The organism is Endozoicomonas elysicola, assembly GCF_000710775.1.
In the GTDB taxonomy this organism is placed as follows: domain Bacteria; phylum Pseudomonadota; class Gammaproteobacteria; order Pseudomonadales; family Endozoicomonadaceae; genus Endozoicomonas; species Endozoicomonas elysicola.
Genome location: NZ_JOJP01000001.1, coordinates 1,624,921 through 1,648,877, shown reverse-complemented (window position 1 = coordinate 1,648,877; position 23,957 = coordinate 1,624,921). Strand labels below are relative to the sequence as shown.

Genomic DNA, 23,957 nt, shown 5'->3' with positions numbered 1-23,957 from the left:
CATTCAAAGTACCAGGCTGCCAAGCATGATTGTTCTTTCCCCTGACTCTCTGAACGAGATATATGCCCGTCACCTTGACTGGTATCCAGCCATTGCCAACCCACAGTCTCCTCCTGAATTTGTTGATGGTCTGAAAGACATCATGAAACAGTTTGACCTGATTCTGCTGGACTCCTATGGCGTCTTGTGTCGTGGTAGCACGCCCATCGACGGGGCAGCCGAAGCAATACAGCAACTCAGAGAAAGCAACATCCCATTTTGTGTGGTTTCAAACGATACGCTGACCAACCATTCTGTTGCTGCAGAAAAGTATCAAGCCCGTGGCTTTGACTTCTCAGGAGATGAAGTACTGACCAGCCTTGATATTACCGAGCAGTACCTCAATACGCTGACGAATAAGGGCAATATTGGTGTCATAGCCCCTCTTGAGCATCCGTCGAATCATCTGCTGGAAGGCATGATTCGACTCAATGGTTGCAACGGTGAGATTCCGGGCGAAGTCGATACCTTGTTGTTCCTGACCGGAGCAGGCTGGACGGCTAAAATGCAGGAGAATCTGGCAAACAGTGCCAATGGCCGTCAGTTCAACTTAGTGGTGGGCAATCCTGATATCGGTGCACCTCATGGCGACCATGTCACCGCAACACCCGGCTACTTTCTGGCAGACCTGGTTGAGCAAACAGCTCAGAAAGCCAAGCCAATACTGTTCGGCAAACCAGACAGTTCGATTTTTTCAATGGTGATTAAGCAGCATCAGATTACAGATCCATCCAGAGTATTGATGGTCGGTGATACCCTCTACACGGATATTCTTGGAGGTAATGCCATGGGGTTTAAAACATTACTGCTGCAATGTGGGGTTTACCAGAATGAAGACATAATGAAAGTCATTGCCGATACAGGAATCAGTCCTCACTACATCGCCCCAAGCCTCTGATTTTTTTATATTTCCATCATGGGTATGGTTCAAAAATATACAATAGAACCATACCTGAGGTGAATTTCAGCATGCTGCAATCAGTGGCTTTCCTGCCAGTGCAATCCTATGCATTATTCGTTCTTCACCAGGATAGTCATTAACTGCATAGTGCAGGGTGTATAGATTATTCCACAATGCAACCATACCCTCTTCCCAGGAAAACCGGCAGCAAAAATCAGGTCTGCCAACGTGGGCAAAAAGGTAGTCCAGCAATAGCTTTGATTCTTCAACCGACCACTGGTTAAAACACTCCGTAGCAGTAGCACTGATAAACAAAGAGTCTTCACCATTATCAGGGTTATGGATCACCGCAGGATGAATATTTATCACTTCTGTATTGTTTTTAGGGAGTCTCCCTTTGAACTCCTCTTCATGCTGGGCAGCATGAAGAATATTTCGATTACTGTTCACCACCTTCAGGCTTTTCAGCGTTTGCTGTAATCCGGGAGAGAGTGCTTTAAAAGCCTTATTCAAATCGCAGAAGAGAGTATCACCTCCCTGCCTTGGGAGCTTTTTCGCCATCAGCAAATTGACGTTGGTAGGCTCTGAATCAAAGGCAAAATCCATATGCCATGAACGCCCAATATTTCTTGAGTCATCAGGTCGCTTAATGATTTCTGTAATCTCAGACGAATTACCCAGTGGTTCAAAGTAAGGGTTTTGCAGCACTTTCCCCCATTGACTGGAAAACTCAAGAAACGCCTCTGTGGCTAAATTCTGGTTAGGAAAAAAGAGTACCTTGTATCGGATAAACGCGCTCTGTAACTCTCTGAACGTTTCAGATAAAAGGGGTCTATTTGCATCAATCCCTTCTACCCAGGCACCCAGTGCACCAGAATTAGGAGTGACCCGAATGGTTTTATAGTTAATATCGGTTTGATCCATGCTGCCAATGATTATGCTGACTACGATTTATAACAGCTTAGCCAGCAACATTCATTTGTCGAAACAAGTCTCAAGGCTCTGCACAGATTGAGAACTGTAAAACCACCCAGGGGTTTAGTTTGAACTGTCTTAATAACGCTGAAGCAGCATATTTACCTCATCCTCCAGAGACAGTTCCGAGAAATGATTATTCTCTGTCTGCTTAACCCCCAGATAGGATTTTGCCAATCCGTCTCCCATGGCCTTGAGCAGCACATTATTTTCCCGGAAACAGTCTAATGCTGTAGACAGATCTTCCGGTAAAGCTCTGATAGCTGCTTTTTCACGTTCTTGCTCCGACATACACCCAGGGTCGATACTGCACTCCTCATTCAACCCCATCTTATTTCTCAACCCATCGATCCCTGAAGCAATGATACTACCCAGGGCCAGGTAAGGGTTTGCACTGGCATCCATGGTTTTCAATTCAATATTTGACGGAGCTACCTGCCCTGGCTGACTCGGAATTCTTATCGCTGCTTCCCGGTTATCCCACCCCCAGGCCGTAAAAGCTCCACTCCAGCAGTGCGGAGTAATGCGGCGGAATGAGTTACAGGTTGGTGTAGTCACCGCTGTCAATGCGGGCAGGTGATGAAGAATACCGGCGACAAAATGCTCGGCTTCCGGGGAGAGTTTTCGGGAGTGACCATCAGCAAGAATATTGCTTCCTTCTTGCCATAAACTCAGGTGCAGATGCATACCTGAGCCACACTGGTCCGCAAAAATTTTCGGCAGGAAAGAAGCTGCATAGCCATGCTGACGAGCCATGGCATGCACGGTTTTACGAAAGAAAAGCTGATCATCGGCAGTCTTCAGAGCATCGCCGTAGTCCAGGGACATCTCCAGCTGCCCGGGTCCACTTTCCGCATGGGCGGTTCTAACCTTGATAGTCTGCTTATCAAGGCTTTGGATAATGTCATCAACCAGAGGCTGTAAAACTGAAAACCCGTGGTCGGATGCATAGGTAAAATCCTCCGCAGGTACCCACTCGTCCTCTTTTTCCTCCATCAGGTAGAATTCATATTCAAAGCCCACTTTAATAGACAAGCCAAACTCATCACTTAATTTGCCAATCATTCGCTTCAGAAAATTTCTTGGGCATAACGACCAAGGTTCACCATCTGACTGAACGATATCAGCAATAACCGCAGCATGCCCTTGTGAAGAATCTGATATTTTCAAGGTATTCCAGTCCGGTTGCAGCCAGTTTTCACCAGTCCCTGAAAGCCCTGTATCAGCACAAAGCGCATCACTGATCACTGACAGTGCCTGACAGGCTGCAGTAATGCCGATCCCCATATTCTGAAACGTTCCGAGTGAGTCACGATGAAATGATTTGGCTCGAATCAAGTTCGCATTGTCACACCATAACAAACGGACCAATAAACTTGACTGTTCAGCTAACCGTTCCGCAACAACAGACATAGAAATACCCTTAATCCAAGAAGACAGTGGTTAAGCATTTCTGAGCATAGTCTACGGTAATTAATAAAATAATCCTGTATTGCATTTATCAAACACCCACAAAAAAATAATGCTTCGTCTCGAATAAAATGACCGGATTTAGAAAGCTGCCTGATAATAATCTGCCGCCTATATAAGCTTTTCATAGCTTTTAATAACCTCAGCCAAAGCATAGGCAGAATGGACGATGCTCATCTTGGTGATGCTGTTAACAATACCACCGTGCAATCTAATCCGCCGTGATTAAATAGCGTGCTACTAACAATAAAATAAACAGACACCTCTGGTTGTCAGAAGCAGGTGTCCGCTTTCCTTAGAAGAGAAAGGAGTAAACCATGGCTACTGTTCAGGAAGTTCTCGAAAATATCAAAGGCCGTTTTGACGAGTCTGCTGCGGCCGGTCAGACTCTGACTTTCCAGTTCGACCTAACTGATGACAAGGCTTACTACGCTGCCATTGAAGACGGCGTTCTGGAAATTGCCGAAGGCACCAAAGATGACGCTCATGTTACCCTGATCATGGACAGCGAAACCTTTGTTGGCCTGATGAGCGGAGAACTGGACGGTATGCAGGCATTCATGACTGGTAAACTGCGTACTGAAGGCAACATGATGCTGGCTTCCAAGCTGGGCGAATTTTTCAAGCAGTAATAAAGCCATTGCCTCTTTACCAAGAGGTTTCACGGCTTTAATGAACAGGCTTCTTACCCCGAAGCCTGTTTTGTTTTCAACCACTAACCACCTGCCCCCGATAAATCCTTTTTGCAGGCTGCCATACTGGGTCAACCTGCGCAGTCACTTCCTCTCCCAGATTATTAACACATTGCTGGAGCAACATTTTGGTCTCTTGAACGGCGGTTTTCTGCCAATACGCTTTTAAATGGAAAACCAGCGAATCATCAGACAGGTTAATGATTTCACCAAACTCTTTTTTAATCCGCCGCTTTACTGCCAGAAGTTGCTCAATAGTTGACTGTGAAAGTTGAACCGAATGCACCTTTTTATCTCCTTCCTGACAGCTGATTAGAAAAAATGTTCCCTCTTTGTGCATCACCTCCATTTGATGTCACGGCTGTTCACTCATTATTCAGGGTCGCTCCCAATTAGAAATGTGACCACCATGCCTTTAGGCCCTGTGGGTCCGGCGCCGTTCACCTTGCATGAGTGTTTGTGTTATCAAGTGGTCGCATAGCTATGAGAACGCCCCCGACAACCAATACATCAAACTATCACAAGCTAACCGAGCTCCAAGCCTGAGAGAATGCAAAAGGGATAGAGCTGTTTAAGCATAATCAATGCCACTCTGGCCATCGCAGGCTTTATTAAAATAATCAGAGGTCGTTATCATTGCTGCCAGAAAAAAGAGTAGCAACCATGTTGAATAAGAGCGCATTTCACTGTCTTATATAGACTACACTATTGTTTATTACTGCCAGATATCCATTGCAAAAGGAATGCACATGTCATCAAAGCCTGACAACCAACCTTCTGAGCCAGCCATGGAAGGCTATGGATCATTAGAGAAAGGCCTTGCTGGAGACTACCAGCTCTCTATCAGTAATCTGCTCAGCGAGTCCTGGGAAAAAACCCATGGAGCCAAATGGACTATCCATTTAGCCATGGGAATCTACTTTGGTATTTATATACTGTTAATACTTGCCGTCGCCATGGCCGCTCTTGTCTTGCCAGAAAGTGGTGTACTGGAAATTATTATTGAGTTAACCATGCTGGCCATCACTATGCCTCTGTGGGCTGGTATTTACATGATTGGGGTCCGGCGAGCCGTCAGTGCTCCCATTAGAGCTGGACAGACGCTTGACTACTTCAGTAAAACGCTGCCGCTATTCGGTCTTTACCTGCTGATGCTTATTCTGATATTGGTTGGCTTTTTATTACTGATCATCCCTGGGATCTATCTGTCAGTGGCCTATATGTTGGCAATTCCTCTCATGGTGGATAGGAACCTGGGCATTTGGGAAGCGCTTGAGACCTCTCGAAAAGCCATCAACAAACGCTGGTTTACCATTTTCGGTCTGACACTGGTGATTATGCTTATTAATTTAGTCGCAATGATTCCACTGGGTCTCGGCCTGATCTGGACAATCCCTATGTCTACGATTGCCTTCGGAGTACTTTACCGAAATATCTTTGGGTGCAGTCAGCAGACAATTTCCGGCAACTTATAATTCCTGCCAGTCCAGCAGGTTCAGCTCTCTAAAACCTGCTATTTAAACCCTCTAACCTCTGGCCAGAACTTTTTCTGGCCTCGTTTATCTCCATTGATCCAACTCAACGCTCTTGCATCACTTCTGCATAAAATGACGTTGTATAAGGCCTGTTGACATAAGCTTGTCGCACTCAGTGGCACGTAAAGCCTACGTTAAAAACAATAAATTATCTCTGTGTCCCTTTCAGTAGGGCGGTATAAGAACGATGAAGTCAGTGTCTATAAATCCAGACCGCCTGCTCAATAACCTTTACGAGCTTAGAAAGTTCGGACAATACAAAACCGGAGTCGTTCGACAGATGTACTCCAAGGCTGACATGGACTCCAGATACTGGTTGCGGGAGAAAATGACCAGTGCTGGCCTGAGTGCCCAGATTGATGGCCTTGGAAACGTTATTGGTTATTCAAAAAAGTCTGCCCGAACCTTATTAATAGGTTCCCACACCGACACTCAGCCCATTGGAGGCTGGCTGGATGGTGCCTATGGCGTTATCTGTGCACTTGAGGTCTACAGCGCTCTCGCGGAGAACCCGGATACCGCACACTTGTCAATAGATATTGCATCCTGGGCTGATGAAGAGAATACCTTCCATGATTTTCTTGGCTGCAAAGGGTTTCTGGGGCAATTACAGCCGCAGGTGATCAATACCGCAATTCGAGCTGATGGTTTCCGTCTGGAAGATGCTTTAAAGGCAGTCAGTCTGGATGGCAACAGTGAGCAATATGACCCTGAACGCTACCTTGCCTACCTCAGTATTCATATTGAACAAGGCCCCAGACTTGATATCTCACAAAAGCAGGTAGGGATCGTTAACCAGATATCCGGTTGTCGTGAGTTTGAAATTTCATTCTTCGGCGAAAGTAACCACGCAGGTTCAACTCCAATGGCCATGCGAAGGGATGCCGGTATGGCCATGATGGAGTTTGCCACCATTCTCAATCGCCGATTCCGCCAGACTGGGACGAAACAATCAGTCTGGACCATTGGGCATGCTGAATTTGATCCCGGAGCTGTCTCGGTTATTCCCGGTAAAGCCATTATGACGCTCCAGTTCAGAGACCCTTCACCAGCTCAGCTGGACCGGATGGAACAGGCATTATGGCAAATGGCAAAAGCCCTGCAGAAAGATTTGAAAGTTGAAATACAGATTGAAAAAGAAACGGATATCGCGCCTGTTCGTCTGGATGGAAAAGTGCAGGAAGTACTTTGTCATATAGCCCAGCAGCACTGCCCAAACAACTGGCAGGTCATGTCCAGCGGCGCAATACACGACACCGGAATTTTTTCTCATGTCATGCCGTCAGGGATGCTGCTGGTTCCCAGTATTGGGGGGATCAGCCACAGTTTTGATGAAGACACCAGCGAAGAGGATTTGATCATCGGGTGTGAAGTGCTCGCCAATGCAGCAGCTGAGATTGTCAGGCAGGCTTCCTGAAGCCAACCTGATTGATCTGCATCAATCATTTTTTCTGACTACCCCTTAACCTAACGAGATACAGATCTTTTATAAAACAACCAATAAAAAGGAATAGGTTATGTATCTCGACACAGTCGTCATTGCAGGGGTCCTAGTAGTTGTAGCAACAGTCATTGTTGCGGGTGGTGTTGCCGGATTCATCATCAGGGATGCAAGAAGAAAGCGCTAATAGAGTTTTTTTGGCCTGAGTTAAGTTTGTATTAGGCCTTTTCCTTTTTACCCAGAGCAATATTCAGTGCCAGTATAATGGCAATCCCCACCCACTCATCTTAAGGCACGACGACAGCATGCATCGAAAGCAGAGCCCAGAACAGTAACAGCGGTCCTTTTCAATTTTACCAAAGTCATTGCCCCTGCCTGGCCAACATATTCTGTAAGGTGAAACTGATTTGCCAGAGCAAGAGCTGACATAATCATCGCTTTCTCAGCCCCCCCAAAATTACCTAAAAGTGAGCCATCCATTTTAGGTTCAGAGCCGTTGCCAAGGGTGGTCACAAAATCAGGGTCTGACTGTATTCTGTCAACAGCTTCCGCTTTCGTCATGTTATGCTGGTTCATTGCGGTACTCACCAATAAATTAAAAAGCGCTGCCGTGTCCCCTTTGTTCAGCATAATGACAACTGTAGAAGCCACGCTGTATGACCCTACAACAACCAAACCAATACCAAATCCCCATTGTGCAACTTGCATGCCAAGCCGCTGAATTTGGTACTTTTCTGGATACTTTTCAATCAGGGTAGGGTTAACAAAAAAACTGTCTTCATCGGGTAAGTTCTGCTGAGCCTCATAACGATGCTGAGACAGTAGATCAAAGAAAAATGGAGGCATTGCCCCAAGAAGAGAGGAAGTCTTTTTAACTACAACAACCTTCGCCCTCTCATAAAAACCCTCAATATCATTCGCTACTTCATCAACTGCCTGTATCATGAATCTTTGGTATTCTTTTCCATTTTCCTCACCTGGTGCTAGGGCAACCTGGTATGGTCTAAGCTTAATTCCGACCAAGTCAGCCAAATTATCATCAAATTTACCCATGTATTTTTTCAATTCTTTCAGATCACTTCTTAATTCTGAAGTAATGTCTGCATTGATCAATTTATTAATAGTTCTAAAAATAAGTTTCTTGGAGAAAAGCTCTATTTCCACATTATTTTGAACCTCAATCTCCTTTTCTTTAGAAAGCTTTCCTTCAGTATCGGTCTTAACGGTTACTGTTTTCGATAAATACCCTCCTGTATCTTTCCACCCACTGCCCGAGAATGAAAAGCGGTTTCTGAGACAACAGCCTTCAGACGCTACACTGGGAGTACTCATTATTAGAAATCCTATTTGATACTCAGGAGCCCTGACCCGGCATACAAGACTGATAGCTACGCTTCTGAGCAATCAAGATAGCACGGCCTCAGGTCAGGAAAGCACTTATTTAAGGGCCGACGTTGTAAATGTAAAAAACATATTCTTTAACTTACCTTTATAATTCACAGTACTATTCCAGAAAATTGCAGGGCTGTTATTACAATGCAGAAAAAAATTCCAACCAATTTGATCACGGGGTTTCTGGGCTCCGGAAAAACCACTGCCATTCTCCACCTTCTCAAGCAGAAACCCGAAAATGAGACTTGGGCTGTACTGGTTAACGAGTTTGGTGAAATCGGTATCGATGGCGCTCTTCTACAGGGATCCTCTGCGCGCAATGATGTTGTAGTGCGAGAAGTGCCCGGTGGCTGTATGTGCTGTGTGGCAGGGCTACCCATGCAGATTGGTCTCAATATGCTGATTGCCCGCAGCAAGCCGGACCGCCTGTTGATTGAGCCAACAGGGCTGGGACATCCACAGGAAATTATCAACACACTTCAAGGGGAATATTATCAGGAGATTTTAAGCCTGGAAGCCAGTATCTGCCTTGTGGATCCGCGAAACCTTGACGATGCCCGACACCTTGAAAATGACAATTTCCGGGATCAGATTCATCTGGCCGATGTTTTAGTAGCCAATAAAACAGACTTGTCCTGCGAAGATGACCGAAAACATTTTGAGCTGTTTGCAGACCAATTGCCACAGCCTAAGCCTGTCACTGCCTGGGTCAAGCAGGGTGAGTTATCAGTGGAATGGCTGAATCTTCCCCACAGTGATCGTGTAGCCGTTAATCCTAAAGCTCATCATGCTCACAAAAGCCCTCATCAAGACCCCACTGAACCCGTGGAACTCAAACTGCCTGAAGGTCAGCTGTTTCTCCGCAAGGAGAACAAAGGCCAGAATCATTTCAGCTGCGGCTGGCTGTTTTCTGAAAGTGCATCATTCTCATTTGACCGTCTGTTCTCATTGATCCACGCTCAAACTGCCCAGCGGCTGAAGGCGGTAGCAAAAACCGATCAGGGCGTAAGAGGATTTAATATGCAGGATGGGGTTGTCAGTATTATTGAAATTGAAGAAAGCCCGGACAGTCGGCTGGAGATCATCAGCAATGCACCCATGGACTGGGATGAGTTTGAAGCTCAATTACAGAACACCATCATATACCAACCGGCAGCTTAAGCCGGTTTGTTTTTATTCCCGGATCATCTTGGTTATTTCAGCAAATATTTTATCCTGAAACCTACTGTCATCTGACCACTGCTTCCATGCATCAGGATACTCCAGTCGGGAAAAAGGAACATCCCGATAGAGCTGCTTTAGAACCCCCTGCCACTGCTGCAGGTAATATTCTCCCTTACCCTGCATTGAGCCCTCAGACATGTGTTCGCGAGACCAGAAAGATGAGCCATATAGGCTTAACAGCATGGGCGATAATAGTTCACCACGATCAACCAGTGGTTTATGCCCCTCTGTCATATCGCTGCAGGAAAGAAAAACCAGTAGAGGTTTAGCTGATATGACTGACTCACAGAGTTTCTGATGATGCGTCAGGATTTGATCGATCGGAACATCGTGAAAAAACCAGGGCATCATACAGTTCTGCCAGAATTTCCCCACAAAAATAACAATCCGCTCAGGCGCTTCAATCAACTGTTCACTCAACGTCATCCACTGCCCGGAAGTATCTACGGTTGGGTCACTCAAGTGCTGCTGAAATATATTTTCACCGGAAAGGTAAGCCCTTTGCTCGAAAAGGCTCTTGCGCATCATATTGATCGCCCAGGTCTCGATGGGATTTGACCGGTCATATTCATCGTACAGTGAAACCAACTTACCTATAGACTCCAGCTTCTTAGCCAGAGCCTTACCCAACGTTGATTTACCGGTTCCGTGAGTCCCTTCAATCAGAATCAGTTGCATTCTGCTACCTTGTATGCACGACTTCAGCGTGGAGAGCTGACCATGAAATAGACTCAGCTATTTATCTTCCTGCTGACAGCCGGTATTGTTGTTATTTGTAATACAAAAGCATCTGACTCAGTGTCCTACCATGATAACGGGATATCAATAGCAATGGACGATATTAACTGGCGGTCTCACTGGGAGAGCAATAACATTGGCTTCCATCTTGATCAGGCCAACCCCATGCTCATCAAACACTGGCCAAAAATAAGGGCAATGCCAAAGGATATGGTGTTCGTTCCACTGTGCGGTAAAAGCCTTGATATGGCTGAGCTCCATAAACAGGGACACTTTGTTCTCGGTTCCGAGTTGAGCGAAATTGCTGTGGATGCTTTTTTTACAGAACAGAATCTTGATCATACCAGGCATAATGCTGGAGAGCATGAATACTGGTCCGGCGATCGACTCGCTATCATTCAGGGCGATTATTTCACTCTTGCAGAAGACAGTGTACCTGCCAGATTTGTTTATGACCGGGCCGCTCTGATTGCACTCCCACCAGACATGCAAAAACCTTACATAGAGCAGCTGCTGCACATTGCACCGGATATTGAGCAAATCCTGCTGATCACTGTTGAGTATGACGATACCGCAGCAGCACCTCCTCCATTCAGTATTCCACCTGCTCGTGTCAAGGAGCTCTATGGTGAATATTTCGAGATTGACCTGCTTGAAACACGGGATACAAAACCCTCGCCGCGTAAGCAAGCCCAAGGCTTGAAAGTCATTACAGAGCACGTGTTCAAGCTTGACCGGAAGTAGCCTTTAGCCAGAAAAACTCCTGACTTCTGAATACCAATCCCTTCTCCTGCCTGATATCATCAGGCAGGTTTGACTCATCGTCCAACCACTTCAGGTACTTTCAGCCCTCTGCCTCACCTTAAGAGAGCCGAGGGTGCACTGAGCACGCAACGAAACGTCAACAGACCTACCCAACCTGTAATTTTTATAGTCGACACACACCATGATCAGGAAGCTGGTTTCATACATTCTTAAAACAGTGGCCGCATACACCATCGTCGGCTTTGTTGCTGTGCCTCCACTTCTACACACTGGCATTATTCTGTTTGGAAATCAGCTGCTCACTAAAGAGGTGAAACTCGGAGCGGTTTATTTCAATCCCCTGACACTGAACCTGACCCTGATTGCCGTTGATATTCAGGACACATTAAAACTGGCTTCCACTTCGGTAGACCTCTCCTGGAAAGACTTGAAGCGAGCTATAGTTCCTGAAGGAAATATTCGTGAAGTAAGGCTGGATAAAATTCTGATCGAAAGCCCGGAAAGTCAGTTCGCGCTTAATGAGGATGGACAACATAGTTTTGCGAGGCTACTGAAAGACTCTGACGAAGAAGAGACATCAAAAGAGACTTTGGAACCATCTTCAGAAACCTCTTTGCAATTTACTGTTAATCAGGTTGCTATTGAACATGGCAAGTTCCGATTCACCGATCATCAGTTTACTAATGACGGCCTTCCACTCTTTTTAAATATTGACCAGCTCAATATATATGGGACAGCACTCGGCTGGCCTGCAGCTCATTCAGAGATCAATTTCAGCACCCGGTTAAATAAAGGCGCTGAAATACACAGTCAGATTACATTAGATTTGTCAGAACACCTCTCTGAAACTACTGCCTCTGCATCCATTCAACTAAACCAAATAAATCTGACCGATTTCCAACCCATTGTTAACCGCTTTACCTATATAGATCTGATGAGTGGCACCTTCAATACTCAGGCGACCGTTAACTGGCAACAAGAATCCGGATTACAGGTCATTAGTGATATCACCATCGACCAGCTGCAACTCGACGATGTTCGTACTGGAGACACCTTTGCGAGTTGGCTGCAACTGCAGCTAAACCAGCTCAGCTATCAACAACAGAGTAACCGTCTAAACATCGATCAGCTACAGCTAGCTGCCCCGACAGCAGTCGTTGCCGTGGATGAGAAACTGCAAGTCAATCTGGCCAGCCTGATTAAATCGGTAAACGAGAGCGAGGAGAACAATAAAAAAGAGACAACCAATAACGCACTTTCTGAAAATACAGTCCCTGAGTTCAGCCTTGCGATCAACAGGCTGACGATTGAAAACGGAGCGATGGACTTCTCGGACCGCTCTTTCCAACCAGGATTTGCCACACCGATTGTAAACCTGAACGGTGAAGTCGATGGCTTTGACACCCAAAGCCAGAAACCGGCAACCATCAAAATCGATGGACGTGTTGATCGTTACGCACCAGTCACCATAAGAGGTGCCATCAACCCATCTTCGCCTATGGATATGGCTGATCTGGCAATGTCGTTTACCAATGTAGAACTGACAACATTAACACCGTACTCCGGTCGTTTTGCTGGCTATACCATTCGCAAGGGACGACTGCATCTGGATCTGAACTACCAGATCAAAGATCACCAGCTTTTTGCCACTAACCAGATGCTGCTGGACAAATTACTGCTCGGTAGCCGGGTAAACAGCAATGAAGCAGTAGATCTTCCCATTCGCCTTGCCCTGGCACTGCTTAAAGACAGAAATGGACAAATTGATATCACCCTGCCGGTTTCCGGTGATCTTGACAATCCGGAGTTTGAATTAGGCCCAGTCATCCGCACAGCCCTGTTTAACCTGATTACCAACATTATTTCTGCACCATTTGATCTACTGGCTTCTCTGGTTGGTGGTGATGCTGAAGAGATGAAGTTTGTGAACTTTGAACCGGGAAATTTCAATATCAACCGCTCAGAACAAATTGAGTCTCTGGATAAGCTGGCGAAAGCTCTGCGGGATAGACCGGGTTTGCAACTGGAAGTATCCGGTAAAACCGCAAAGGATTCAGACTGGCCTATGGTGGCAAAATCACTGTTGGATAAAGAACTCACTCGCCAATGGGCAAGAGAGCTCCATGAACAGAAAAAGCCGGTTCCCGAGAAACTGGTCTTATCCACTATGGATGACGAGACCCGCTTACGTTTGCTGCAGCAAATAGTAGAGAACATGAGCTCCACTGAAACTCTGGATATTGATGTTCAGGACTCAACAACAGATGTGGTAACCAGACAACTGCTGACACAATGGCCATTTAACGAACATGCCATGCGACAACTGGCTATAGATAGAGCCCGGGAGATCAAGGATTATCTGATTGATGAGGGTGGACTCGAGCCAGAAAGGATATTCCTTCTGAATGTTCAAAGCCTGGCGGAAGGCTCTGCAGAAAAACCATCAACTGAGTTACAACTAAACGCGGGCTAACGATGCTGTATACGTCTGAGAAAGAAAAAATGCTGGCAGGTATGCCTTATGATGCCTGGGAGTCAGAACTGCTGGCAGACCGCATGCGGGCAAAAAGTCTGTGCGCCCGATTCAATATGGCTGACCCTACAGACCTCGATGGCAGAATGGCCATTCTCAGAGATCTGTTATCCTTCAAGGATACTGCCCATATGGAGCCGAACTTCTTTTGTGATTACGGTTACAACATTGAGATAGGCTGCAACTTTTACTCCAACCACAACCTGACGATTGTTGACGTCTGTAAAGTCACTATCGGGGATAATGTTCTGATAGCTCCCCATGTCATGATCTCAACCGGCACCCACCCAATAGACCCTGTTGAACGCCAGATAACCGAGTACGGCTCCCCCATCACCATTGGTAACAATGTCTGGATTGGCGGTAATGCATCCATTCTGCCCGGTGTCACCATTGGGGATAACTGTGTGATTGGCGCGGGCAGTGTGGTCAACAAAGACATTCCTGCCAATAGTGTTGCCGTCGGCAACCCCTGCCGCGTCATTCGGACAATCAACGCTCACTAATCATTTTTATCCAACAGCATCAATCTACTGCTCTTTTTTGCACTTCAGCGCCTAAACTGAAGCAGTGATTGATGTTTTTTTCGGAGTCACCCAATGTTCAGAAACGCCTTCTGGGTATTGTTGTTTATTTCCTTTCACTGTCTGGCAGAAAATGCTGTTACTCAACCACCGTCACCTACGGAACTGGTTGCTTCACAGACTGCGGTAATCAACGATATTGAAGCTACCAGTAAACGGGTGGTTCAGATGGAAGCCACCTGGGAGAAAACCACCTCTGAAATGACCCGTGACTTAATTCAGCAACAGGTCGTTTCTGATATTCGCACCACGACCCGACTGGTTAATCATTTTCTGGATCAGGTGAAGGTTATTAATACCCCTGAAGCTATTAAGCTAGGTGAGGAGGTGGTGAATGCGGAAAACCGCTTTTTTGAAGCCCGGCTTACTCCCGCCTCATCTGACCTTCGTAAGCTGTTTGAACAATATGAGAAGGCCAGTGCCGATGAGCAGTTACTGGTGTTGTTCAACATCAATGACTTCTACGCCTATATAAACTGGCTGCAGAATGAACGGCTGGACAACCTGAATTTACTGAAAAGCTGGAAGGTTGATACTGCCGCCGCGCAACAGGAGCTTGATCAGGAGATAACTCTCTATGCCGAGTTCATGGCGACTTATCTGCGCAATAATACCCGCCAGAAAGAGTTGTTACAGACAGAGCTGAAGTCCCTTCCTGCGGATGCCCGAAGCTCTCTGGAAAGCAAGATTGCCACTCAGGATCGCCTGGTACGCAGTGCCGTCGCCAACTTGAAACAGATCGTGATCATGATGGAAGAGCAGGGGCTGCCGGTAGAGCAGTACAATGAATTAATCTTTAAAACCACAGGAAATCTGGCAGAAGCAGTCGTTAACTTCGACACATTGCGTACAGTCATTGTCGGACTCTGGGATGACCTCATTCGATGGTTCAAGTCCAATATGGGAGGCATGCTTTCACGCCTTTTCCTCTTTGCCGCCTTGATGGCTGGAGCTATATTGTTAGCTCGTCTGGTTCGCCGAGGCATCTCCCGGGCAGTCACTCATAAAAAAGCTCGCTTCAGCACACTGGTTCAGGAGTTCTTTATTAATGTCGGTGGAAACCTGGTCATAATATTCGGCTTTCTGTTTGCCCTGGCACAGGTAGGGTTGGACTTAACGCCAGTACTAACCGGTCTGGGTGTCGCAGGTATCGTTATCGGTTTTGCCCTGCAGGATACCCTGTCCAACTTTGCATCAGGAATGATGATCCTGATTTACCGTCCCTTTGATGTGGGTGACTTTGTGGAGGCCGGCGGTGTTGCCGGTAAAGTTGGCAAGATGAGCCTGGTAAACACCACAATTCGCACTTTCGACAACCAGGTCTTTATGGTGCCCAATGCCAAAATCTGGGGAGAAACTATCAAGAACATCACCTCGGAACGTATCCGCCGGGTCGATATGGTCTTTGGGGTTGCTTATGGAGACAATGTTGAACTGGTGGAGAGAATTCTTGAAGAGATTGTTTCCAACCACCCGAAAATACTGAAAACACCAGAGCACATTATTCGTCTGCATGTTCTCAACGAGTCATCCGTAGACTTTGTTGTTCGTCCCTGGGTTAAAACAGACGACTACTGGGATGTATACTGGGACATCACCCGTGAAGTAAAAGTCCGGTTTGATCGAGAAGGTATTACCATTCCATTTCCACAACGGGAACTTCACTTTTATACCAAAGCACCAGCAGAACTGCCGGGTGAGCGGGTAACGATTCAACGTTCGGATATTGGACTGCGTACAGTGGGCGAAGGAGAAGACGGGCGCGCCTGAAGATGCCTTAGAACCACGAAGAGTACAAAAGAGCCGATTAATGTTCCTCAGTAACCACTCCCTGCTTTATCCCGACTTCTGAATCCATTCAGTCGTGCAAAATCGGTACTTCCACCATCCATAGTGGAAGTACCAAGAAAGCCTTTTTCACAAACTCTGTAAGCTCCGTGATTCCAAAAGTCTTACTTATTTTCACAGCACTTCTTGTGTTTTTTACCGCTACCGCATGGGCACAGGTCATTACGACCAATCTTGGTAACCCTCACCGTCGCAGGCTTTTCAATGGCCTTCTGCCAGATTCCACGAATATCATGGCACATCACCGCCATTTCTCTGGCGACCGCAGGCATAGCCTGGAGCATCTTATTGACATCGGGGCCGTCTTTTTTCTTAGCCTTTTCCAGCAGACTATCTGCACGACTCCAGACGTTCAGTAGTAACATACAGCTGGACCAGGACTCTTCCATTGGCTGAACTCTCGGATGCTTCAATACCTGCGTCCAAACGTCCATCAGCAGCTCACTGCCCTGCCCATAGCCCATAGCCCACTCCTGAAGGCGGGAAAATTCCGAGGAGTACACATCCTCAGCCCGGCACTCTTCAGGAAGTACTTCAAAACCGCCACTAATGGTTTTACGGGTCTTATCCAGCAGGTTAAAGAGGATGTGACGGATATCATTTTCCTGCTGAACTGACTCGAAAGTTGGTGTCTTGGTCGCCAGGGCCAAAGTCATCCAACGATCCGGTGGTACATTCACAGGAGAGTTGGCAATGGCAAACATCAGACCTTTGATGGCCGTTAGTGTCATAACCTGACCACTTTTCCCGACAGGGCATGACGCCAGATAGGCAGATAACACTTTTTCCTGCTGCTGATCAAATGCACAATTGGCCAGGGATGCTTTTGTGGAACTATCGCTCAACTCAATCTCCTCTCTCCATTTCTGGACAGATACTAAAAAAGGCGCAGATCATCTCATCATCATCAGTGTCCATCAATATGCCCAGCTATCAAAACCCATCGGTATATACCTATAAAACAATTTCTCAGCGGGTTCGCTCTGTTTAACCATACAGTATGTGGGACTTTCCATGTCAGTAACTCCTGACTTGCAGATGAAAACCGTGATTTCCCGTGAAGATTTACGTTTTGTCAATATTGCAGAACACTTCACTTTAGTGGATCATAGCTGCCAACAAACACTATATATAGTGCTCACCAAACAAGCAAACCACTACCTGTAGATATTTTGCCCATAAAGGTTCTATATCTAATTATTCTATTTGTCCGGAGACCCACCATGACTGAGATCATCAAACGCGATGGCTCACGCCAGCCTTTTGATGCGCCGCGCATCGTAAAAGCCGTTGCCAGCGCCCTGAATGATGCTCAGATCAAAGACAATGACTTTGCTGAGTATGTCGCTAAAAAAGTGGCCAATACGGTGGCTGGTCAGGAAACGGTGGACATCTACGACATTCAGAATCAGGTGGAAGACCTGCTGATGAGCAGCGAGTACCACAACGCGGCTCGCAAATACATTGAGTTCAGGCAGACCCGTGATATCGAGCGGGAGTCCCGTAATGCCATGGGTAGGGATATTCTCAGCATTATCAATCAGGATAATGAAGAGATCATGAACGAAAACGCGAACAAAGACAGTCAGGTTATCCCGACACAGCGGGATTTACTGGCTGGCGTTGTCGCCAAACACTACGCCAAACAACATATTCTGCCAGCCCATATTACTGCAGCTCATGAGCGGGGTGAGATTCACTACCACGACCTGGACTATGCACCATTTTTCCCCATGTTCAACTGTATGTTGATCGATATTGAAGGGATGATGAACAACGGTTTTCGTATGGGTAATGCGGAGATTGAAAAACCAAAGTCGATCACCACGGCTGCAGCCATCACCGCCCAAATCATTGCCCAGGTGTCCAGCCATATCTATGGTGGCACCAGTATCAACGAGATTGACCGTATTCACTCACCTTATGTTCGCAAGACCTTCGACAAGCATCTAAAGCAGGGCATACGCTGGATTGGCGATGAAGACAAAGCCCGTGAATACGCCATGGAGATGACTGAGAAGGACTGCTACGACGCTTACCAGGCTTTAGAGTATGAGGTGAATACCCTGCATACTGCCAATGGTCAGACACCGTTTGTCACCTTTGGTTTTGGCCTGGGAACCAGCTGGGAAGAGCGCCTGGTGCAGAAGTCCATTCTGAAAAACCGGATTCGTGGCCTGGGTAGAAACTGCAAGACACCTGTCTTTCCAAAGCTGGTATTCGCCATAAAAAAAGGGGTGAACTTCAGCGCTGAAGATCCGAACTACGACATCAAGCAACTGGCGCTTGAGTGTGCCAGTAAGCGCATGTATCCGGATATTCTCAATTATGACAAGCTGGTTGAAGTGACTGGCAGCTTTAAAACCCCCATGGGATGTCGTTCATTCCTGGGCGCTTATGAAGAAGATGGCAAGCTGATTCATGATGGCCGAAATAACCTGGGCGTCGTCTCTCTCAACCTGCCTCGTATTGCCATTGAAAGTGAGGGTTGTGAAGAAACCTTCTATAAACTACTGGAAAAACGACTGAAGCTGGCCAGAGAAGCACTGATGACCCGCATCCAGCGCCTGGATAATGTTCATGCCCGGGTAGCCCCTATTCTCTATGTAGAAGGTGCCTGTGGTGTTCGCCTGAAGCCGGATGACAAGGTCAGCGAGATCTTTAAAAATGGTCGTGCCTCCATCTCCCTGGGCTACATTGGGATTCACGAAACCATTAATGCGCTATACGGCAACAAGACTGGTTCAGGTGATCTCTATGACAACGAAGAGCTCCGTCAGAAAGGGGTTGCCATCGTTGAAACCCTGCGCGCAGCAGTCAATGAGTGGAAAGAAGAAACTGGTTACGGCTTCAGCCTTTACTCAACCCCAAGTGAAAGTCTGTGTGACCGTTTCTGCCGACTAGACAGAAAGAGGTTTGGCGTCATTGAAGGTGTGACCGAAAAAGGGTACTACACCAACTCTTTCCATCTGGATGTGGAAAAGAAGGTAAACCCATACGACAAGGTCGACTTTGAGCAGGTATACCCCAAGCATGCCAGTGGTGGCTTCATCTGCTACGGCGAATACCCGAACATGGTCAACAACCTGAAGGCACTGGAAAACGTTTGGGACTACACCTACGACAAGGTTCCCTACTACGGCACAAATACACCGAACGACTCCTGTTACAGCTGTGGTTACGAAGGTGAGTTCAACGCCACCAGCCGTGGTTTTGAGTGTCCGCAGTGTAAGAACAGGGACTCTGATAAGATGTCAGTAACCCGTCGTGTCTGTGGTTACCTGGGTCAACCTAACAGCCGACCTTTTATCAAAGGTAAGCAGGAAGAAGTAGTTCGTCGGGTTAAACATCTCTAATACCAGTGTAAAAGACTTCACCACAAAGACACAAAGCGAACCTCGTTCCCACGCAGAGCATGGGAACGAGGAATAAAGCGTTATCTTTAACTCTGTGCCTCTTGTGCCCTAAGGGTATTGTGGTACGAAAAAATCATCTCATGAGACTTCATAACCACCTGTTCGTCGCTCCAACAGGCACCATGGAAATGACAAGAGCATGAACTACCTCCAGTACTACCCAATCGATGTGGTCAATGGTGAAGGCACCCGCTGTACTTTATTTGTCAGTGGTTGTGAGCACTTCTGCAAAGGCTGCCATAACGCCACCACCTGGGATGCCACCAAAGGCACCCCTTTTGACCAGACCATGGAAGACCGGATTATTGAAGACCTGGGAGATTCCCGTATCAAACGGGATGGACTGTCACTGTCTGGTGGAGACCCACTTTTTCCAGGCAACCTGACCGGCATGCTGAAACTGGTGAAGCGGGTAAAAGCCGAGTACCCGGAAAAAAATATCTGGCTCTGGACCGGTTACACACTGGAAGAACTCAGCAAAGCCCAACAAGCCGTTGTGCAATACATCGATGTGCTGGTTGATGGGCGTTTTGAACTGGACAAAAGGGATCTGTCACTGCCCTGGCGGGGCAGCAGCAACCAGCGGGTTATTCGAATGGCTCATCATCAGCAAGAGCGAACCCAAAGATAACGGTAACGCCCCCTGACAATAATGGCCTGCACTCGCTAATACCTGTTGATATGACATTCACAGCAGGGATTAACCTCGATCTGAAGGCCGTCTCACGTTATTTCCCTGATACCCAATTAACTTGCCTTGAATTAATTGCTTGTGCGCTTCTGGCATTACTTTACTTGATACACCGCCACCAACGGCAAATGGAGCATCTTTGTTTTTCAAGGATACAGGAGTCTGCCATCCTAAAACCTGCCAGCCATCAGCGATCAGCTTGTCGAGATAGTCCAAACTGACTTTCAGCTCCTGATCAGTTACTGCCTTCTTCATATTAAAACTTGTGTATTTCATCGTGGATAGCGGTGCAATTCGCACTCTGTGCTGGAGATGCTGGAATCGTCCACCATCACGTTGCAACCACTCCATCTCTTTCATAACCTCAGCCTGATTAGAACCACTGATACCAGTTTTCCATTGTTTGTTGTTATAGCAATTAATGACGGCCATAGTCTGACCATGGTTGGCGGAATAGGTAACGGCTATACCGGGTAGTTCAGGGTGGGATTTCAGTATTTCATCTGCCCTGAAAAGAATTTTTCCCGCCTGATCCCTTGAACTCAGCTGTTTATAGTCCATACAGAAGGGTTCAAGCTTTAGCCGCTTTAGTTGGCCTTGCGGATTGGAGATGGAAACTGAGGTTACCTCAGACGACATCAAGTCTATCTTTCTTTTGCTTAACTTTTTTTGTAAAACAGGAACTAATGAGGAGTTCGGATGCTTATTGATATAATTCTGTGCATCCGTTAAAGAAATTCTTCTCATCTTGCCTGAGAAGCTGAAAATTGCCCCCACTGCAGCACGAAAACCAATTTTATTGTAGTGGTATTGTATATTCCTGGCCCAGCTGAGCTGAATTAAGTCGGGAGTAGCCATTCTTTTCATTCCCTGATCAATTACTTATTGTTAATCTTTTCTTCCTGCTTTCTTTGACTCTTTAAAGAGTATTTTGTTCCATATTCTATGAAAAAGATGATAAGTCATAGCCTCAGCTATGACCCAGAGATTGCTTCTTATCCAAACGCCAACCAGATACCCACCCCCATCATCAAAGAGCCGGCAATTCGATTCATCACCCGAACATTACCGCTTTTCTGCAGAAAGTGTCGCAGCGTTCTTCCTCCTGCCGCATAAATATTCAGACAGATAAACTCAATAATCAGAATAATGGAAACCAGAATTATCAGCTGTGGAATAACTGGCAGATCGGCAGAAATAAAGGGCGGTAGCAATGAGATACAGAATGCCCATCCTTTAGGGTTAGCAACAGCAGTTACAAACCCCTGAACCATCAATTCTCTGGCCCCTGTCTCCTTTGGCTGAAGCCCCTCCTGCGGAATGGCCATTTTCCCTTTGGAAAGCCACATCTGAAATCCCAGGTAAAACAGATAGACACCGCCCACCCATTTGAACACCGTGAATACCGTTGGGTAGTTCAACATCACGGCAGCCACACCGACAACGGCAAGAACAGAGATCAGCCCAACACCTAGAAGCTCACCCAGCATCATCCACAATGCTCGACGAACTCCTATGGTCATACCTAACGTCATGGCCAGTGTCATACACATGCCAGGTGTTGCAGAAACAAAGAAAAATGTGGGAACAAACAGAGCCAGCAGAGATGAACTGACCATATCAACTCAATTCCAGAAAATGGTTAAAACATTTAAAAATTATGACCAGGGGTATTCATATTTAGATATATGACCATCCTCTGGCACCCACTATTGAATACCTATCGCCTCAGAATAGCTATCCATCGTCCGATATTTAGCAGGCTGGCAAGCGCAGCAGCAACATAGGTCATTGCAGCCGCTTTAAGGACTTTTCTCGCCCCCGGAATATCATCTCTGGAAAGATACCCTTCCTCCAGAATCGGCAGCGCCTTATTAAAACTGGCATCCATCTCAACTGGCAGGTTCATCAATTGCACCCAGAGTGACGCAATCATGCCCGACGCACCCAATAATAAAGTAATCAAGGTACTCTGGGGCAAACGGGTTAATAAGAAAATAAAAGGAGTAACCATCAAGGCCATGACGCTGAATCGTTCAATCATCATGGCCATTTTTATCCGTTTCTGGCGGCGCATAAACCCGGGATGCTCTTCCTGATGTTGCAGGGCATGGCTGACTTCATGGGTAGCAACAGCTACCGCTGCAACAGTCTTCCCCTGATAGTGGGAAGAGGAGAGTGAAACCACCCGGTTTTCCGGGTCATAATAGTCCTCACCCTCCCGGCCTTCACGAACGGACACACCATCCAGTTGGAACCTCTCAACCAGGTGCTGAGCAAGCTCGCCGCCGGTTCCCTGAAGATCCGGTCGGTCTCTGCCATATTTACGAAGCGTTTGCCTGACCCAGAACTGAGGTCCAAAAACCAGAACCAGAATCGCCAGCAATAAAAGAATCAGGGGCATTTATTCCCGATCCTCGGTCTCCAGTCGGTCAATCTCTTCCCGGAACTCATTCAGATCCTTGAAATGGCGATAAACGGAAGCAAAACGGATATAGGCCACTTCATCCAGCTGCTTTAGCTCCCGCATAACTTCTTCACCCAGAATGCGGGAACTGACTTCCCGCTCACCCATAGCCCGAAGGCGATGAATAATACGGCTTAACGCTTCTTCCAGCTGCTCAACGCCTACGGGTCTTTTTTCCAGGGCTCGGGACATGCCCGCTCGCAGCTTATCTTCATTAAAAGGTTCACGGGTACCATCCCGTTTAACCAGTCTTGGCATCAGCAGTTCTGCTGTTTCATAACTGGTGAAACGTTCAATGCAGGACAGGCATTCACGACGCCTGCGCACCTGACTGCCTTCTGCAACCAGACGCGAGTCGATCACTTTTGTTTCAGCAGCACCACAGAATGGACAATGCATTGAGCAAGTTAATCCTTCAGTTTTTTGAGGGGGATTAAGCAATGATAACGAGATGCAATTTTATTACAAGATAATGCATTAAGTGATCTGGTATTAGTTTCCCAGCCAGCCTTAGTGCAAAAAATAACTGTTAATTACCTAACAAGTCGTCATCTTTTTCCCAAAAATAGAAACAGGGCAAATGCTTAAAGCAATGAACTTTTTACCGGAGATATTACCTCTGTCAAGCAGCCTTATATTCTATGACGACTAACTGTTCAATTGGTTCGGCCACCTCTACCCATATAAACCAGATTGCTGGCTAAAGGCTCTCTAGCTGAAACCTGTCGATTCTGAAACACTTTATTAGCAATGCACGTAAGGGTTCGTGCCGCAAGATCACCTGCAAAATAAGAAACAGCCCCACCCACAATACCACCTACCGGACCAGCAATAAGTCCGCTAACGTGATTGATTAAAGCATTGAACACAGCCCTGTGCACATACACACCAGCAGGAAGGCCTACGAGTATGTATGCAGCTACTATAGCTTTTTTTACATCATAACGACCTAACCTGCCAGAGCTTGCCTGGTTGCGGTTCTGTCGGTCATAAATACGATCATCAGATAAGGCCATATCAACAGGCTGCACCTGCCCTACCCTTCCCAGTTGCGGATCAATCATATGAATCAACCTCTCTTGGTAAGTTTGATAAGTTGAAGCATTATTGTTTTTCCAGCAGGAATTTCAGGGTAGAACATCATAGCGTGTAGACAACTGAATATTGTCAAAAAGTCAGCTTATGGTGAGAAAAAAGTAAAGACGGTGGGAAGTTTAAGGCCGCCCCGATAGTACTTTATCAGGGC

The 23,957-nt window shown here is 46.6% G+C and carries 23 protein-coding genes; 12 read left to right on the top strand and 11 right to left on the bottom strand.

Features of this window, described 5'->3' with window-relative positions; translation table 11 throughout:
• Positions 1-25: 25 nt before the first annotated feature.
• Positions 26-937: an HAD-IIA family hydrolase gene (locus GV64_RS06975; protein ID WP_020580825.1), complete on the top strand. Its 912-nt coding sequence runs from the start codon at positions 26-28 to the stop codon at positions 935-937.
• Positions 938-1,003: 66 nt separating this feature from the next.
• On the opposite strand, the gene GV64_RS06970 is transcribed toward GV64_RS06975, so the two are convergent.
• A complete protein-coding gene (locus GV64_RS06970) occupies positions 1,004-1,864 on the bottom strand; it encodes a TauD/TfdA dioxygenase family protein (RefSeq protein WP_020580826.1) in 861 nt (286 codons plus the stop codon).
• 129 nt (positions 1,865-1,993) lie between these two features.
• On the bottom strand, positions 1,994-3,328 hold the full coding sequence (locus tag GV64_RS06965) for a glutamine synthetase family protein (RefSeq protein ID WP_020580827.1): 1,335 nt from the start codon (positions 3,326-3,328) through the stop codon (positions 1,994-1,996).
• A 374-nt stretch (positions 3,329-3,702) separates the two neighbouring features.
• On the opposite strand from GV64_RS06965, the gene GV64_RS06960 reads away from it, so the two are divergent.
• On the top strand, positions 3,703-4,017 hold the full coding sequence (locus GV64_RS06960) for an SCP2 sterol-binding domain-containing protein (protein WP_020580828.1): 315 nt from the start codon (positions 3,703-3,705) through the stop codon (positions 4,015-4,017).
• Between the two features lie 76 nt (positions 4,018-4,093).
• Here GV64_RS06960 and GV64_RS06955 read toward each other — a convergent pair whose 3' ends face one another.
• Complete coding sequence (locus GV64_RS06955) at positions 4,094-4,363, bottom strand: hypothetical protein (RefSeq protein WP_152553952.1); 270 nt, start codon at positions 4,361-4,363, stop codon at positions 4,094-4,096.
• 463 nt (positions 4,364-4,826) lie between these two features.
• Here GV64_RS06955 and GV64_RS06950 point away from each other — a divergent pair, with 463 nt between their 5' ends.
• The 3 genes from GV64_RS06950 to ccoM all read left to right on the top strand — a co-directional run bounded on the left by GV64_RS06950 (position 4,827) and on the right by ccoM (position 7,240).
• A complete protein-coding gene (locus GV64_RS06950) occupies positions 4,827-5,552 on the top strand; it encodes a DUF2189 domain-containing protein (protein WP_020580830.1) in 726 nt (241 codons plus the stop codon).
• 247 nt (positions 5,553-5,799) lie between these two features.
• Entirely contained in the window at positions 5,800-7,029 is a 1,230-nt protein-coding gene (locus tag GV64_RS06945) for a hydantoinase/carbamoylase family amidase (RefSeq protein ID WP_033402527.1), read from the top strand.
• A gap of 100 nt (positions 7,030-7,129) precedes the next feature.
• Positions 7,130-7,240 (top strand): cytochrome c oxidase subunit CcoM, encoded by a 111-nt coding sequence (ccoM, locus tag GV64_RS26190; RefSeq protein ID WP_020580832.1) that lies wholly within the window; start codon positions 7,130-7,132, stop codon positions 7,238-7,240.
• A gap of 95 nt (positions 7,241-7,335) precedes the next feature.
• Here the strand turns inward: ccoM and GV64_RS06940 are convergent, their stop codons facing one another.
• On the bottom strand, positions 7,336-8,385 hold the full coding sequence (locus tag GV64_RS06940; protein WP_020580833.1) for a hypothetical protein: 1,050 nt from the start codon (positions 8,383-8,385) through the stop codon (positions 7,336-7,338).
• A gap of 204 nt (positions 8,386-8,589) precedes the next feature.
• Here GV64_RS06940 and GV64_RS06935 point away from each other — a divergent pair, with 204 nt between their 5' ends.
• Positions 8,590-9,606, top strand: coding sequence for a CobW family GTP-binding protein (locus GV64_RS06935; RefSeq protein WP_020580834.1), 1,017 nt, complete (start codon positions 8,590-8,592; stop codon positions 9,604-9,606).
• A gap of 12 nt (positions 9,607-9,618) precedes the next feature.
• On the opposite strand, the gene GV64_RS06930 is transcribed toward GV64_RS06935, so the two are convergent.
• Positions 9,619-10,347, bottom strand: coding sequence for an AAA family ATPase (locus GV64_RS06930; protein ID WP_020580835.1), 729 nt, complete (start codon positions 10,345-10,347; stop codon positions 9,619-9,621).
• Positions 10,348-10,500: 153 nt separating this feature from the next.
• On the opposite strand from GV64_RS06930, the gene GV64_RS06925 reads away from it, so the two are divergent.
• From GV64_RS06925 to GV64_RS06910, 4 genes are all read left to right on the top strand, one after another.
• Positions 10,501-11,151 carry a thiopurine S-methyltransferase gene (locus tag GV64_RS06925; RefSeq protein WP_020580836.1) on the top strand — a complete coding sequence of 217 codons (651 nt, stop codon included), beginning with the start codon at positions 10,501-10,503 and terminating at the stop codon, positions 11,149-11,151.
• A gap of 202 nt (positions 11,152-11,353) precedes the next feature.
• Positions 11,354-13,645 (top strand): DUF748 domain-containing protein, encoded by a 2,292-nt coding sequence (locus GV64_RS06920; RefSeq protein WP_020580837.1) that lies wholly within the window; start codon positions 11,354-11,356, stop codon positions 13,643-13,645.
• Positions 13,646-13,647: 2 nt separating this feature from the next.
• The gene (locus GV64_RS06915; RefSeq protein WP_020580838.1) at positions 13,648-14,211 is read left to right on the top strand and encodes a sugar O-acetyltransferase; all 564 of its coding nucleotides are present in this window, start codon (positions 13,648-13,650) and stop codon (positions 14,209-14,211) included.
• Between the two features lie 93 nt (positions 14,212-14,304).
• Complete coding sequence (locus GV64_RS06910) at positions 14,305-16,059, top strand: mechanosensitive ion channel family protein (RefSeq protein ID WP_020580839.1); 1,755 nt, start codon at positions 14,305-14,307, stop codon at positions 16,057-16,059.
• A 182-nt stretch (positions 16,060-16,241) separates the two neighbouring features.
• On the opposite strand, the gene GV64_RS25850 is transcribed toward GV64_RS06910, so the two are convergent.
• A complete protein-coding gene (locus GV64_RS25850; protein ID WP_020580840.1) occupies positions 16,242-16,982 on the bottom strand; it encodes a UPF0149 family protein in 741 nt (246 codons plus the stop codon).
• Positions 16,983-17,360: 378 nt separating this feature from the next.
• On the opposite strand from GV64_RS25850, the gene nrdD reads away from it, so the two are divergent.
• Positions 17,361-19,493, top strand: coding sequence for an anaerobic ribonucleoside-triphosphate reductase (nrdD, locus tag GV64_RS06900; protein ID WP_020580841.1), 2,133 nt, complete (start codon positions 17,361-17,363; stop codon positions 19,491-19,493).
• 199 nt (positions 19,494-19,692) lie between these two features.
• Positions 19,693-20,184 carry an anaerobic ribonucleoside-triphosphate reductase-activating protein gene (gene nrdG, locus GV64_RS06895; protein WP_020580842.1) on the top strand — a complete coding sequence of 164 codons (492 nt, stop codon included), beginning with the start codon at positions 19,693-19,695 and terminating at the stop codon, positions 20,182-20,184.
• A gap of 69 nt (positions 20,185-20,253) precedes the next feature.
• On the opposite strand, the gene GV64_RS06890 is transcribed toward nrdG, so the two are convergent.
• From GV64_RS06890 to GV64_RS06870, 5 genes are all read right to left on the bottom strand, one after another.
• Complete coding sequence (locus tag GV64_RS06890) at positions 20,254-20,883, bottom strand: hypothetical protein (RefSeq protein WP_152553951.1); 630 nt, start codon at positions 20,881-20,883, stop codon at positions 20,254-20,256.
• 356 nt (positions 20,884-21,239) lie between these two features.
• Entirely contained in the window at positions 21,240-21,863 is a 624-nt protein-coding gene (locus tag GV64_RS06885) for a LysE family translocator (RefSeq protein ID WP_020580844.1), read from the bottom strand.
• 101 nt (positions 21,864-21,964) lie between these two features.
• Positions 21,965-22,648 carry a zinc metallopeptidase gene (locus GV64_RS06880; RefSeq protein ID WP_020580845.1) on the bottom strand — a complete coding sequence of 228 codons (684 nt, stop codon included), beginning with the start codon at positions 22,646-22,648 and terminating at the stop codon, positions 21,965-21,967.
• A complete protein-coding gene (gene nrdR, locus GV64_RS06875; RefSeq protein ID WP_020580846.1) occupies positions 22,649-23,110 on the bottom strand; it encodes a transcriptional regulator NrdR in 462 nt (153 codons plus the stop codon). It abuts the gene before it with no gap.
• Between the two features lie 257 nt (positions 23,111-23,367).
• Positions 23,368-23,775: a hypothetical protein gene (locus GV64_RS06870; protein ID WP_020580847.1), complete on the bottom strand. Its 408-nt coding sequence runs from the start codon at positions 23,773-23,775 to the stop codon at positions 23,368-23,370.
• Between the last annotated feature and the right edge of the window lie 182 nt (positions 23,776-23,957).

Coding starts and splice junctions, on each gene's coding strand:
- GV64_RS06975 (WP_020580825.1), top strand. CDS start 26: ATGATTGTTCTTTCCCCTGACTCTCTGAACGAGATATATGCCCGTCAC.
- GV64_RS06970 (WP_020580826.1), bottom strand. CDS start 1,864: ATGGATCAAACCGATATTAACTATAAAACCATTCGGGTCACTCCTAAT.
- GV64_RS06965 (WP_020580827.1), bottom strand. CDS start 3,328: ATGTCTGTTGTTGCGGAACGGTTAGCTGAACAGTCAAGTTTATTGGTC.
- GV64_RS06960 (WP_020580828.1), top strand. CDS start 3,703: ATGGCTACTGTTCAGGAAGTTCTCGAAAATATCAAAGGCCGTTTTGAC.
- GV64_RS06950 (WP_020580830.1), top strand. CDS start 4,827: ATGTCATCAAAGCCTGACAACCAACCTTCTGAGCCAGCCATGGAAGGC.
- GV64_RS06945 (WP_033402527.1), top strand. CDS start 5,800: ATGAAGTCAGTGTCTATAAATCCAGACCGCCTGCTCAATAACCTTTAC.
- ccoM (WP_020580832.1), top strand. CDS start 7,130: ATGTATCTCGACACAGTCGTCATTGCAGGGGTCCTAGTAGTTGTAGCA.
- GV64_RS06940 (WP_020580833.1), bottom strand. CDS start 8,385: ATGAGTACTCCCAGTGTAGCGTCTGAAGGCTGTTGTCTCAGAAACCGC.
- GV64_RS06935 (WP_020580834.1), top strand. CDS start 8,590: ATGCAGAAAAAAATTCCAACCAATTTGATCACGGGGTTTCTGGGCTCC.
- GV64_RS06930 (WP_020580835.1), bottom strand. CDS start 10,347: ATGCAACTGATTCTGATTGAAGGGACTCACGGAACCGGTAAATCAACG.
- GV64_RS06925 (WP_020580836.1), top strand. CDS start 10,501: ATGGACGATATTAACTGGCGGTCTCACTGGGAGAGCAATAACATTGGC.
- GV64_RS06920 (WP_020580837.1), top strand. CDS start 11,354: ATGATCAGGAAGCTGGTTTCATACATTCTTAAAACAGTGGCCGCATAC.
- GV64_RS06915 (WP_020580838.1), top strand. CDS start 13,648: ATGCTGTATACGTCTGAGAAAGAAAAAATGCTGGCAGGTATGCCTTAT.
- GV64_RS06910 (WP_020580839.1), top strand. CDS start 14,305: ATGTTCAGAAACGCCTTCTGGGTATTGTTGTTTATTTCCTTTCACTGT.
- nrdD (WP_020580841.1), top strand. CDS start 17,361: ATGACTGAGATCATCAAACGCGATGGCTCACGCCAGCCTTTTGATGCG.
- nrdG (WP_020580842.1), top strand. CDS start 19,693: ATGAACTACCTCCAGTACTACCCAATCGATGTGGTCAATGGTGAAGGC.
- GV64_RS06890 (WP_152553951.1), bottom strand. CDS start 20,883: ATGTCGTCTGAGGTAACCTCAGTTTCCATCTCCAATCCGCAAGGCCAA.
- GV64_RS06885 (WP_020580844.1), bottom strand. CDS start 21,863: ATGGTCAGTTCATCTCTGCTGGCTCTGTTTGTTCCCACATTTTTCTTT.
- GV64_RS06880 (WP_020580845.1), bottom strand. CDS start 22,648: ATGCCCCTGATTCTTTTATTGCTGGCGATTCTGGTTCTGGTTTTTGGA.
- nrdR (WP_020580846.1), bottom strand. CDS start 23,110: ATGCATTGTCCATTCTGTGGTGCTGCTGAAACAAAAGTGATCGACTCG.
- GV64_RS06870 (WP_020580847.1), bottom strand. CDS start 23,775: ATGATTGATCCGCAACTGGGAAGGGTAGGGCAGGTGCAGCCTGTTGAT.